The organism is Phycobacter azelaicus (assembly GCF_014884385.1).
In the GTDB taxonomy this organism is placed as follows: Bacteria; Pseudomonadota; Alphaproteobacteria; order Rhodobacterales; family Rhodobacteraceae; genus Phycobacter; species Phycobacter azelaicus.
On record NZ_WKFH01000003.1, the window covers coordinates 3,564,745 to 3,577,571 of the forward strand.

Consider the following 12,827-nt stretch of genomic DNA (forward strand, 5'->3'; position numbering starts at 1 on the left):
TTGCATTGAGCCGGGATTCCTCCGCGTATCAGCCTGCAGTCAGGGATCCGTCTGCGGCACCCCGCTGCGACCCAGCATCGTGCGTCCCATTCCAAACTGATCAAACACCAGATAAAGACCCGAGGCCATGATTGCGGCTGCGCCAGCCCAGGCCTCTGGACGAACGGCCTCCCCAAAGATCAAAGCTCCGATAGCCACCATCCATACGAACTGGAGGTTCATCAGCGGCGTCACGGCATAGGACGGCAGCAGGCGCAAGGCCGCCACCAGCAGCCAGCGTGCTCCGAACAGGGCCACGGCATAACTCATTGCCCAAAGCACATCCGACACAGGCATTGGCTGCCATACGAAAGGCAACGCCGGCAGCATGCACAGGCATAAGGCCAGGTTAGGATAAAAAACCTGCGCCAGAACATTGCTTTCATGGCGACCGATGTAACGCGACAGCGTGATCGACAGCGTGCCGAGGAAAGAGGCCGCAAGCGCCACCCCATGCCCGCCTGAAAGGGCTGCAACTCCGCCAGGAAAAACGCAGATGACTCCGGCACAGCCCGCCGCGAGGGCAATCCACGTCACGAGGCGCACCCTCTCCCCGAGGATGGGACCGGACATTAGCCCCGCCAGCAGTGGCATCAGGCCAATAAAGACAAAGACCTCTGCAAATGGCAGCAGGCGGAACGCATAGAAGAAACAGACGGCCGCAAGCACGGTCGCAGCGGACCGCAGCCCCATGGCCCACCGGCAGTCGGTGCGCAAGCTCCGCAACAGCACCAAACGCTTCGGCACTGTGCCCCGCGCCGCCAAACTGCAGCTCAAGACACACAGCCCTGCGACCATGGCGCCAGACAGTGCATAAAGCTGCGCCGGGGCGTAGCCCCCAGCCAATAGTTTGGTAATCCCATCCGCCGACGCGATAAAGCCGGTATAAACCACCACCAGGAGTGCGCCGGTCAGGGCCTGAGATGACGCCCTCATCATGCGCGCATCGCCCCGGTGAAGCCAACCCTTTCGCTGCGCGCGAAGTGGGCATAGAACTCTTCGAAGGCGCCCGCGCTGGCCTCAGCCTGCTCCAGAACCACCATCTGCGCAGGGGCCAGCACGTTCTGCAAACGCCATTTTGCAACCTCCCAGTCCGCGAATTGCTTGGGCCCTGCCTCAAAAAAGGCGCGCGAAAGGCTGCGCAGCACACCATCCCCACCCGGTTTTCTCAGAAGCGTCCCGCCGGACGGTAGGCTGCGGGAAAAACTGCTGCTACCGGACACACCCTGCCACCAGTTGCCGACAAAGTAGGTATGGTCATCGTCAGGCTGCCCCAAAAATCCGCCTTCGGTCACCTCAAATCCGTTCAATTGCCGCTCAAGCCAGTCCTGCCAGACCTGCGGCACCTCGGCGCCCGCATAGGTCAGCGCCACAGCCACTTCGGCCAGCAGATCCGCATCCTGATCAAGAAACGACACCAACCCCAGATACGTGAGGCTTAGCAGGGCCGCATGCGACAGGCCTGGATCGCGACGCCCGTATTCCGAGAGGTAAAAGACAATATGAGTCAGTTCATAACCGATCTTCTTGTTCGGAAGCGCGAAGTGATGCGATGCCTCGGTGAAAGCGCGCAGACGGTCATCCAGGCCTGAGATTGTCAGCTCGACACCGCGCCGGGCCAAAAGCCGCCGCGCCTCAGCGCGCTGAAGGTCGGACAGCTCAGCCTCCGGCAGCCCCTGAGCCTTCACCCAATGGGCCAAAGACTCCCCCTTGTTTTCGGCAGAGAACCCCAAATCCTCGAGATCGAGACAGATTGAAAGAAGGAAACGGTAGTATGGGCGGAAGAAACTCATCCGCCGATCGACGGTTTCATAATAATCCGTGTAGGGCGCAAGGGCCAACGGGTCCACCGGGGCACCCGTGCACTCGAGAATATTCAACAACTCGGCGTTTTCCTTGAGCCAGAACACGCTTTCGGCAGAGTGTCTGCCGTTGGCAAAACTGGCGCAAAGATCAACTTTCCCATTCGCCCGTGCCAGTGCCGCGGCGCGCATGCGTCGACCTGGAAAGGACAGAATCTGGGCCGTCGATCTACGTGTCATTCCCTTGACCTCCTGTTTGCCCCTGCTTGATGCGCAAGGGCTTGGCTTGATCAGGCCCTTGCCACACCGCGAGGAACGCGGCGCCCTTACAAGCTTCCGGTTGGGGGCAACTCCGGGCGCACCCGAAGCCACCCCGTTTTCAAGGTCAGCCTTGCTCAGCTGCCCGAGGAGAACAGCCCGGTTGCCTCGCCCTGGTCGCGGCGTGCTTCGGCACGCGGCGCGGAGCCTGAGGAGAACAGACCTGTCAGAACGCCACCGGACTGGCACCCCGACGCAATTGGCGCAGAGCCGGAAGAGAACAACGAAACAGCCTCTCCGCTCATGCTGTCCGCGTTGCGGGGTGCGGAACCCGAGCTGAACATTTCGGCGCCGCCACCGCTGACAAGCTCCTGAGCAGGCGCAGAGCCCGACGAAAACATCTCGGCTCCCTGGCCTGCGAACAGGTCGGCAGATGAGGCGGCCTCGGTGTGTGCCAATGCGGATGCGGTGTGGTTTTTCTTGAGCAATGCAGTCATGGAACCCTCCAACGTTTTTGCGTGATTGCTCCAAAACGCTGGCATGGTCGATCCGGACTCCAAAACAGGAATCTTCAATTTCAGGTTGCTTTTTTGCACCCACAACATGAACTATTACTCACAAAATTTTGTTACTTTTCAATGTTTTAATGCCATGCACACCTTGTTCCCACTGTTATCCACACACACAGTATTGCACAGCACCAAACCTCAACTCAAGGTAGATATCCACAAAGTCGCAAAGCGATCCCTCCGGCACACACAACAGTTGATTCGAATCGCTTCCAAGGTCGGCGGGTGCTCTTGCCCTGAGAGACGCTTTGGGTGATAGAGCATCTACGCCGAAACACTGCGCCAGCGGGCCTGCCTACGTCGGAGACCGGACATGAAAATCGCCACTTTCAACATCAACGGCATCAAGGCACGCGCCAAGGCGCTGCCCGATTGGCTGGATGAGGCGCAGCCGGATGTCGCCGTCCTGCAGGAAATCAAGTCGGTAGACGAGGCCTTCCCGCGCGAGATATTCGAAGAGCGCGGATACAATGTGGAAACCCACGGGCAGAAAAGTTTCAATGGTGTCGCGATCCTGTCCAAGCTGCCGTTGGAGGATGTGCGCCGCGGCCTACCCGGCGATGACAGCGACGAACAGGCCCGCTGGATCGAGGCGACCGTGGTGGGCAAGCAGGCGATCCGCATCTGCGGGCTATACCTTCCCAATGGCAACCCGGTAGAGCTGGACGAGACCGGCGCACCCGTGTCCGGCGGCAAGTATGCCTACAAGCTGGCCTGGATGGAGCGGCTGCACAGGCGCGCCAAGGATCTGTTGGCCGATGAGATGCCAGCGCTGATGGCCGGCGACTACAACATCATCCCTCAGCCCGAAGACGCCAAACGCCCGGAAGCCTGGGCCGAGGATGCCCTTCACCGCCCTGAAAGCCGTGCTGCGTTTCAGCGGATCGTGAATCTTGGCTTTACCGAGGCCTTCCGCGCCCGCCATCAGGGGCCCGGGCATTATTCCTTCTGGGACTATCAGGCAGGCGCCTGGAACCGCGATGATGGTATCCGTATCGACCACTTTCTGCTTACACCGCAGGCGGCCGACCTTTTGCTGGATTGCCAGATCGACAAGGATGTGCGCGGGCGGGAAAAGCCGTCAGATCATGTACCTGTCTGGCTCGAACTCGATCTCTGAGCCGCCGCTAACCAGCGGTCACATCGTGGCGATAGATCCAGTCGAACTGTCCCACCATGCGCCTCGGAGCAAAACGCCCACCGAGCTTCAGAATCTGATGCGCAGGCCAGCTGAACGGCGGGCGCAGGTGGTATTTCCAGGCATTGCTGTTGGCCGCTGCCACGACCTTTGCGGCACGTTCACTGCGACGACGCTGATAAAGCGCTAGAGCGGATGCCACATCCGGCGCTTCCTCCAAGCTGACTGAGAGAGCCCAGGCGTCTTCAAGCGCAAGGTTCGCCCCCTGCGCCATGAAGGGCAGGGTCGGGTGCGCCGCATCGCCCAGAAGAGCCACCGCTTCACCATACCAGTTTTCCGCCACCTTGTGACGAAACAGCCCCCAAAGCGACACATCGTCAACAGCACGCAACAGATCGTCGGCAAGACCGCCAAATCCCGCAAAGGCACGGCGCAGGTTCTTGGGGTCATCCTTGAGATTCCAGCCTTCCTCGGCCCATTCCTTGCGCTCCTGCGCGGCCACTAGGTTGACGATGGAGCCATCGCGCATCGGATACGCCACCAAGTGGCGCCCCGGCCCCATGAAGACCTGCGCCTCCGGCCCGAGACCGAACGAGTTAGGCACGATGGCCCGCCAAGCGACTTGCCCGGTGAAAAACGGCTGAGAAACCCCATTGAGCGCGGCCCGCAGGCGGGAATGCAAACCATCAGCGCCTACCACCAGATCGCCGCCGCATTGCGCGCCATTGGCCAGGTGCACCTTGGGCTGCGCGCCGAGTTCGACACGCTCGACCTTCTGCAGCAGACGCACCTTAACGCCTGCGCGCCGGGCCGCGTCGGCCAGAACACCGATGAGATCAGAGCGGTGCACGAAGTAGTAACGCAGATCGGAGGCATATTGTTCCAGATCCAGGCGCAGCACCTCGTCGCTGCGCGCGTGACTGCGCAAAACCACGGCACGCGCGCGCTGGGAACACCAGGCCAGATCCTCAGCCAGATCCAGCGCCTTCAGCACCGCCAGCCCATTGGGCGTGACCTGCAGACCCGCGCCCACCTCGGAGATCGCCTCGGCCTGTTCCAGCACCGTCACATGGGCACCCTGCCGACGCAAAGCGATCGCAGCCGTGAGACCACCTATTCCAGCGCCTATGATGGTGACTGTCTTGTCTTTGAGTTGCATAAGGACCTGCAGATTCTCCGCTTGGCTTTTCCCTTAAACGAAAAACGTCGGAGCCACAGGCCCCGACGTCGCTCTTTTCCGAATCCTTGTCGCGATCAGTCGTCGCGGTGGACCTTTTCGCGGCGCTCATGACGTTCCTGAGCCTCAAGGCTCATGGTTGCGATCGGGCGCGCATCCAGGCGTTTCAGGGAAATTGGCTCGCCGGTGACTTCGCAGTAACCATATTCGCCTTCATCAATACGGCGGATGGCTGCGTCGATCTTGGCAACCAGCTTGCGCTGGCGATCACGGGTGCGCAGTTCAAGGGCACGGTCCGTTTCTTCGCTTGCGCGGTCGGCAACGTCAGGAATGTTTCGGGTGTTGTCCTGCAATCCTTCGATTGTGTCGCGGCTCTCTGCCAGAAGTTCCTGCTTCCAGTTCAGCAGCTTGCGACGGAAATACTCGGCTTGCCTATCATTCATGAAAGGCTCGTCTTCGGCCGGACGATAGTCTTCCGGCAGAAACATTTCTTGCTTCATTTCGGCTCCTTCGGTCTGGCCCATAATGCTGGTCTCTTCAATTGTTTCCAAGCACTGCGGCTCCCCATGCCGCAGCGTTTATCGCCTGCTGCACGGATTGTCACTACACAATAGTAAACGCAGCAGGTTAAAAGCTCTCTAATCGCGCAAGGCCAGAGGTTCGGGCGCAGACGGATCAACAAGGGATGCAGGACAGACATGCAGTTTCAGGGCACCAAGGACTATGTTGCAACAGATGATCTGAAGGTCGCGGTCAATGCCGCGGTGACGCTGGAGCGCCCGCTTCTGGTCAAAGGCGAGCCCGGCACCGGCAAGACAGAGCTGGCCAAACAGGTCGCCGATGCCCTCGGCCTGCGCATGATCGAATGGAACGTGAAGTCCACCACCCGCGCCCAGCAGGGTCTTTATGAATACGACGCGGTCAGCCGCCTGCGAGACAGCCAGCTCGGGGATGAGCGCGTGCATGACGTCAAGAACTACATCAAGAAGGGCAAACTCTGGGAGGCGTTTGAGGCCGACGAGAAGGTCGTGCTGCTGATTGACGAGATCGACAAGGCAGACATCGAGTTCCCCAATGACTTGCTGCAGGAACTCGACAAGATGGAGTTCCACGTCTACGAGACCGGCGAGACGATCCGCGCCAAGCAGCGCCCGATCATGATCATCACCTCGAACAACGAAAAGGAACTGCCGGACGCCTTTCTGCGCCGCTGCTTCTTCCACTACATCCGTTTCCCCGACGCCGAGACCATGAAGAAAATCGTCGAGGTACACCACCCCGGCATCAAGGAAAGCCTGCTGACCACGGCGCTGACCCAGTTCTACGAGATCCGCGACACGGCCGGGCTCAAGAAGAAACCCTCGACTTCGGAAGTCATCGACTGGCTGAAACTGCTGCTGGCCGAAGATCTGACGGCTGAAGACCTGGCCCGCAACGGTGCCGACGCCCTGCCGAAACTGCACGGCGCTCTTCTCAAGAACGAGCAGGACGTGCATCTGTTCGAGCGGCTGGCCTTCATGGCGCGCGGGCGGCGCGGCTGACCCCTGTGCCCCCTTGCCTATGGGGCGCTCACATTTACTTCCTGCCGCAATCTACTATCGTACTCGGGACGCTGCCTGTACGGGCGGCGCCCTGCCCAGTCTGAGCCACGCCGGAGATCGCTGCTCTTGATCACATCTGCGCCCCGTTTTTCGGTCCGGTCATTGCGGCGGGTCGTACTGACCCTCAGTACGGTTGCCCTGATAGGCTGCACGGGCATGACAACCGGCAGCCAGCCCAGCCGCGCTGCCATCGCTGAAAGTACCCTGCCCCCGGCCAAGGCCTTTGGCTCATCTCAGCCCGAACCGCCGCAGCGTGCCAACTCCGATATGGTGCGGGATTTTCTGGATCTGCATTTCAATCTGGAAGGCGGCGGCACCCTGCCCGTCCTGACCCGGTTTGAAACCCCGATATCGCTGCGGCTCACGGGCGCCCCCATGCCGAGCCTGCGGCAGGATCTGCGCCGCCTGCTGGCCCGGCTGCGCGATGAGGCCGGGCTGGACATCTCAGTCACGCAGAGCGCTGACGCCCAGATCACCATCGAAACGGTCTCGCGCAAGGCAATCCGCAGAACCCTGCCGTCAGCCGCCTGTTTCGTGGTGCCGAATGTCTCGTCCCTCGCTGAGTTCCGGCGCAAGCGCCGCAGCCCGGACACCGACTGGACGCTGCTGCGCAGCCGCGAGCAACTGGCGATCTTCCTGCCCAATGACGTGAGCCCTCAGGAGGCCCGCGATTGCCTGCACGAAGAACTTGCACAAGCCATCGGCCCCCTGAACGATCTCTACCGGCTGCCGGATTCGGTTTTCAACGACGACAATGTCCATACCGTACTGACTGGCTTTGACATGCTGATCCTGCGTGCAACCTATGCCCCGGAACTGCAAACCGGCATGTCCCGAGACGAGGTTGCTGCCCGCCTGCCCGGTATCTTTGCCCGCCTCAACCCCGAAGGGCAGCGCGTTGCGCCCCGTCCGCTGGCGCGCACCCCGCGTTCCTGGATCGATGCCATTGAAACTGCACTTGGTCCTGACACCCGGTTGACACAGCGGCGCATTGCGGCCCGGACCGCAGTGGAAATTGCCCGCAGTCGTGGCTGGCGCGATCACAGGCTGGCCCAAGGATATTATGTGCTTGGCCGTCTGATCCAGTCCGAGGATCCCCAGGCCTCGCTTCAGCTGTTCTCAGCCGCCATGGACGTCCTGCGCAGCCAGCCCGGCACCGAGCTGCATCAGGCCCGCCTGCGTCCACGCATGGCCGCCGATGCCATCGCGCGCGGGCAACCCCGTCTGGCGCTTGATCTGCTTGGCCCGGTGCCCGCCATAGCCACCCGCCACGAAAACGCGGCCCTATTGGCGACGGCCTTGATGATGCAGGCGGAAGCGCTAGACCTTTCGGGGCAATTCGACGCCGCTGCCTCGGTCAGGCTGGACAGCCTTGGATGGGCACGCTACGGGTTTGGCCCGGATTGGGCCGTTCGGGCCAAGCTGCAGGAAGTGGCCAGCCTGAGGCCCCGAAGCAACTGAGACTTTCGGGGATCACAGTGTCAGGGGCAGCAGGCGCAGGAAACAGAATGAAACAGACGGACAACACATGATCGTAATCGCTGGTTTGGTACTGGGGGCGCTTCTGGGGGCGCTGAAAGCCCGGAAACGTAACGGCAATATGGCCGATATTCTGCAATATGCCGCTGTCTATGCCATCGCCTTTGGTATTGTCGGGTTGCTGGCCACCCTGATCATTCACCGGATGGCCGTGTAACCGCGAAAAGGATAGACGTCCGATGTTCCAACCCTTTTTCGAAAACCTGCGAAAGGCCTCCGTTCCCGTTTCCTTGCGGGAGTATCTGACCTTTCTGGAGGGTATGAAACGCGGGCTGGCCACCTATGACATCGATGCCTTCTATTACCTTGCGCGCGCCGCCATGGTGAAGGACGAGCGCAATATCGACAAGTTCGACCGTGCCTTTGCCGCCACCTTCGAAGGGCTGGAGGCGCTACCTGCCACTGCCGTTCTGGAAGCCGTGGACATCCCCGAAGAGTGGCTGCGCAAAATGGCGGAGAAGCACCTTTCCGAGGAAGAACGCGCAGAGATCGAAGCGCTTGGCGGCTTTGACAAGCTGATGGAGACCTTGAAAGAGCGCCTTAAAGAGCAGGAAGGACGCCATCAAGGCGGCAACAAATGGATCGGCACCGCCGGGACCTCGCCCTTTGGCGCCTATGGCTACAACCCCGAAGGCGTGCGCATCGGCCAGAAGGAAAGCCGCCATCAGCGCGCGGTCAAGGTCTGGGACAAGCGCGAGTTTCGCAATCTGGATGGCGACGTGGAACTCGGCACCCGCAACATCAAGGTTGCCCTGAAACGCTTGCGCCGCTGGGTGCGCGAGGGTGCGCAGGAAGAGCTGGATCTCGACCACACCATCCGCGCCACCGCCGAACATGGCTACCTGGACGTCAAGACCCGCCCCGAGCGGCACAACGCCGTGAAAGTCTTGCTGTTTCTCGATGTGGGCGGCTCGATGGATCCGCATATCAAGGTGGTGGAAGAGCTGTTCTCAGCCGCACGCTCCGAGTTCAAGCACCTTGAATACTACTACTTCCACAACTGCCTTTACGAAGGGGTCTGGCGAGACAACCGGCGCCGCTGGGATGCGCAGACGCCCACCCACGAGGTGCTGCGCACCTACGGGCCGGACTACAAGTGCATCTTTGTGGGCGATGCCTCGATGTCGCCGTATGAAATCGCCTATCCGGGCGGTGCAAACGAACATTGGAACCAGGAGGCGGGCCAGGTCTGGCTGCAGCGGGCACGGGAGCAGTGGAAATCCAACCTCTGGATCAATCCTGTCCCTGAGAAATACTGGGACCACACCCATTCCATCGGCATGATCCGCGAGATCTTTGAGGACAGTATGGTGCCGATGACCCTGCACGGGCTGGAAAAGGGAATGCGCGAGCTGACCCGTTAAGGAGCCGATTCCGCAGGAACAGGCTGCTTTCAAATTTCCTAAAACCGGCGGCATTTCCGGCCAGTTGAGCAAGAAATCTTAAACAGGCATTAAGCCTGCCCTTTTAGCGTCGCTGGTCAGTTAAGCGTCCCTTGCGAGTTCTGCTCAGTTTATGATCACCAGCTTTGGAACTGACGGCACCACTGTGCCCGAGTTGCGCCTAGGAGAAATCCTTGGCGCACTCAGCCATGCGTTGGACATGACTGAAGGCCAACCCAAGGGACATTGCATCCGCTGCGCCTGGATTGGCATGCAGGTGGCCGAGGCACTGCACCTGTCCGCGGACACCCGCAAGGATCTCTATTTCACGCTTCTCATGAAGGATACCGGCTGCAGCTCGAATGCGGCGCGGATCAACCAGCTTTACATGATGGACGATCTGGCCTTCAAACGGAACTTCAAGCGCGTGAACGGATGCCGCCAGGGCATGCCCTTTGTCGTGCGTTCCACCGCAAAGGGCGCACCGCCCCTCACGCGGCTGAAAAGGCTGGGCCATGTCATCGCCAAGAAGGAAAGCATCAACGACGAACTGATCCAAACCCGCTGTGGTCGCGGTGCCGAAATCGCCCGCCGCATGCGGTTTTCCGAGGAAGTCGCCGAAGCGATCGCCGCCCTGGACGAACACTGGGATGGCGGCGGCCGTCCGCTCGGCATGAGCGAGGATCAGATCCCGTTGATGTCGCGTATTGCCCTGATGGCGCAGGTGACAGATGTTTTCGTTATGGATTTTAGCGCAGAAGATGCCGCCGCGGAGTTGGAAGCGCGATCCGGGATATGGTTTGATCCAGCCCTCGTCCCCGTGTTTACGCGGATCATCCGCCGCCCCGGGTTCGCCGAAGACCTGAAATCTCCCCAGCTTGAAAATGAAGTATTCTCCAGCGCCCACGCTTTGCAGATCGCAGCCGTTGACGAAGACTACCTCGATGAAATCAGCCATGCCTTTGCGCTGGTCATTGATGCCAAAAGCCCGTTCACCCATGGCCATTCAGAGCGGGTCGCGCGCTACACCCGAATGATCTGCACACAGCTTGGCTTTGCGCCCGGCCACATCCGCTGGATGGCCCGCGCCGCGCTGCTGCATGACATTGGCAAGCTAGGCATATCCAACACACTCCTCGACAAGCCTGGAAAATTGACTTCGGACGAGATGGAGATAATCCGTCAACATCCCACCTGGGGCTACGAGGTTCTCAGCCGTGTGGGCGCCTTTGGTCAGATGGCCGATGTGATTGTTGCCCATCACGAGCGCCCAGACGGCATGGGCTATCCCTATGGCCTCAAGGCAGAGGAACTGACTCTGGAAATGCGCATTCTGGCAGTGGCCGATATATTCGATGCGCTGACTGCCGACCGCCCTTACCGCGATGCTCTCTCCCTGGATGAGGCCTACGGCATCATGGACAAGATGGCAGGCGCAGGTATCGATCCCGATTGCTATGTCGCCCTTCAGGATGCCATCACGCAAAGCGGCTGGCCTGCGACCGAATTGGCGGGTGACACCGATTGGATTACCGAAACAGCAATGCCTTCGGGTTCGGGTCAACAAACCGGTTGAGCGGGCGGGCCTGCCGCCCCATTTCCACTCCGTGCCGCATTTGCCCCCGTTCCCATCGGCCGGGATCTACGGTCTGATTTCCCACCGGATTTCCGTCTGGCGAACCCACACCGATCTGGACGCCCGCCTGGCACGACTTGCGAATCCGCGCCTGACAAGCCCCCCCACACCGGCAAAGCGGTCTTTTCCATTAATCTGACGTTATGCCTCCCTGCCTAGACTGCGGCCCGTGTTGCCGGGTCTTCTGGTTTGGCCTTGCCGATGCAGCGATTGAGGTTATGCGGCGAAAATGAACACCCCAGATCCCGTCCATCCCTACCCCGCGGCCTCCAGCTTGCGTCTGGGGGAATTGCTCGGCGCACTCAGCCATGCGCTCGACATGACCGAAGGTCAGCCCAAAGGCCATTGTGTACGCTGCTGCTGGATCGGGCTGGAGGTGGCAGATGCGCTGGCGCTGTCCCACCAGCATCGCGAAGATCTTTATTTTGCGCTGCTGATGAAGGATCTGGGATGCAGCTCCAATGCGGCCCGGATCTGCCAGCTTTATCTGACGGACGATCTGAGATTCAAACGCGATTTCAAGACCGTGCGCGGCACTCGCAAGGGGATCCGGTTTCTGACCAGCAATACTGCCGTGCGATCCTCGGTGATGCAGCGGATCAAGACGCTGGGCCATGTTTTGTCCAACAATGACGCCATCGCGCAGGAGCTGATCCAGACCCGCTGCGACAGGGGGGCCGAGATTGCCCGCCAGATGCGGTTCTCCGAAGAGGTGGCCACGGCCATCGCCTGCCTTGATGAACACTGGGATGGCGCCGGGCGGCCCATGGGCCTGAAGGGCGCAGAGATCCCGCTGATGGCGCGCATTGCCCTGATGGCGCAGGTCACGGATGTGTTCACGCTGGAACTAGGCGCCGAAGCCGCCGCACTGGAACTGGAAGCGCGCGCCGGTAGCTGGTTCGACCCGGATCTGGTGCCGGTCTTTTCCGAAGTGATCCGCCGCCCCGGTTTTGCAGAGGATCTGACCGATCCTGCCCGCGAAGAAGATGTCTTTGCCCGCGCGCCAGCCAGCCATACCCTAAAGCTGGATGAGGATTATCTAGATGAGATCAGCCATGCCTTTGCGCTGGTGATCGACGCCAAGAGCCCCTTTACCCACGGCCATTCGGAACGTGTCGCCCGCTATACGGGCATGATCTGCGAACAATTGGGACATGCCCCTGCCCACCGCCGTTGGATGGTGCGCGCTGCCCTGTTGCATGACATTGGCAAGCTGGGCGTCTCAAACAGCATTCTCGACAAACCCGGCAAACTGACGGACGAGGAATTCGCCCAGATCAAACGCCATCCCGTCCTGGGCCATGAAGTCCTGAGCCGCATCGCCGCCTTTCAGGAACTGGCAGACGTGGCCTCGGCCCACCATGAACGCCTGGACGGAAAGGGATACCCACATGGCGTGGGCGCAGACGCGCTCAGTCTGGACATGCGGATACTTGCGGTTGCGGATATCTTCGATGCGCTGACCGCCGACCGCCCCTATCGCGAAGCCATGCCCCTGGAAAAAACCTTCGCGATCATGGACGATCTTGCTGGCACAGCGATAGATACGGACTGTTATACCGCCCTGCAGGATGCGATCTGCCTCAGCGGCTGGCCGGCGCGGCAGCTGACAACAGATGGCGCAATGGACGCCCCAGAGGAACAGGGCAAACATTCTGCTTGAGCGCAGGCCTGCGCAGCCCCATA

General features: G+C 60.6%; 12 protein-coding genes. 7 read left to right on the plus strand and 5 right to left on the minus strand.

Annotated elements, in window-relative coordinates; genetic code table 11:
- Positions 1–39: 39 nt before the first annotated feature.
- The 3 genes from INS80_RS18120 to INS80_RS18130 all read right to left on the minus strand — a co-directional run bounded on the left by INS80_RS18120 (position 40) and on the right by INS80_RS18130 (position 2,596).
- Positions 40–978, minus strand: coding sequence for a DMT family transporter (locus tag INS80_RS18120; RefSeq protein ID WP_369411435.1), 939 nt, complete (start codon positions 976–978; stop codon positions 40–42).
- Positions 975–2,081, minus strand: a complete 1,107-nt coding sequence (locus INS80_RS18125; RefSeq protein ID WP_192966954.1) for a DUF6902 family protein — start codon at positions 2,079–2,081, stop codon at positions 975–977. The genes INS80_RS18120 and INS80_RS18125 overlap by 4 nt, the downstream gene beginning before the upstream one ends.
- A 155-nt stretch (positions 2,082–2,236) precedes the next feature.
- Positions 2,237–2,596, minus strand: a complete 360-nt coding sequence (locus INS80_RS18130) for a DUF6749 family protein (RefSeq protein WP_192966955.1) — start codon at positions 2,594–2,596, stop codon at positions 2,237–2,239.
- Positions 2,597–2,981: 385 nt separating this feature from the next.
- Between INS80_RS18130 and xth the strand changes: the two genes are divergently transcribed.
- Positions 2,982–3,788: an exodeoxyribonuclease III gene (gene xth, locus INS80_RS18135; protein WP_192966956.1), complete on the plus strand. Its 807-nt coding sequence runs from the start codon at positions 2,982–2,984 to the stop codon at positions 3,786–3,788.
- A 7-nt stretch (positions 3,789–3,795) separates the two neighbouring features.
- On the opposite strand, the gene INS80_RS18140 is transcribed toward xth, so the two are convergent.
- Together INS80_RS18140 and dksA are read right to left on the minus strand one after the other, a co-directional pair.
- On the minus strand, positions 3,796–4,965 hold the full coding sequence (locus INS80_RS18140; RefSeq protein WP_192966957.1) for an FAD-dependent monooxygenase: 1,170 nt from the start codon (positions 4,963–4,965) through the stop codon (positions 3,796–3,798).
- 95 nt (positions 4,966–5,060) lie between these two features.
- A complete protein-coding gene (dksA, locus tag INS80_RS18145) occupies positions 5,061–5,483 on the minus strand; it encodes an RNA polymerase-binding protein DksA (RefSeq protein ID WP_192966958.1) in 423 nt (140 codons plus the stop codon).
- Between the two features lie 198 nt (positions 5,484–5,681).
- On the opposite strand from dksA, the gene INS80_RS18150 reads away from it, so the two are divergent.
- From INS80_RS18150 to INS80_RS18175, 6 genes are all read left to right on the plus strand, one after another.
- A complete protein-coding gene (locus tag INS80_RS18150; RefSeq protein WP_192966959.1) occupies positions 5,682–6,524 on the plus strand; it encodes an AAA family ATPase in 843 nt (280 codons plus the stop codon).
- A gap of 216 nt (positions 6,525–6,740) precedes the next feature.
- Positions 6,741–8,045 carry a DUF2927 domain-containing protein gene (locus INS80_RS18155; RefSeq protein ID WP_192966960.1) on the plus strand — a complete coding sequence of 435 codons (1,305 nt, stop codon included), beginning with the start codon at positions 6,741–6,743 and terminating at the stop codon, positions 8,043–8,045.
- A gap of 67 nt (positions 8,046–8,112) precedes the next feature.
- Positions 8,113–8,280: a hypothetical protein gene (locus INS80_RS18160; RefSeq protein WP_192966961.1), complete on the plus strand. Its 168-nt coding sequence runs from the start codon at positions 8,113–8,115 to the stop codon at positions 8,278–8,280.
- A gap of 22 nt (positions 8,281–8,302) precedes the next feature.
- Positions 8,303–9,487, plus strand: a complete 1,185-nt coding sequence (locus INS80_RS18165; RefSeq protein ID WP_192966962.1) for a vWA domain-containing protein — start codon at positions 8,303–8,305, stop codon at positions 9,485–9,487.
- 151 nt (positions 9,488–9,638) lie between these two features.
- The gene (locus tag INS80_RS18170; protein WP_192966963.1) at positions 9,639–11,081 is read left to right on the plus strand and encodes an HD-GYP domain-containing protein; all 1,443 of its coding nucleotides are present in this window, start codon (positions 9,639–9,641) and stop codon (positions 11,079–11,081) included.
- A 289-nt stretch (positions 11,082–11,370) separates the two neighbouring features.
- A complete protein-coding gene (locus tag INS80_RS18175) occupies positions 11,371–12,804 on the plus strand; it encodes an HD-GYP domain-containing protein (protein WP_192966964.1) in 1,434 nt (477 codons plus the stop codon).
- Positions 12,805–12,827 lie beyond the last annotated feature (23 nt).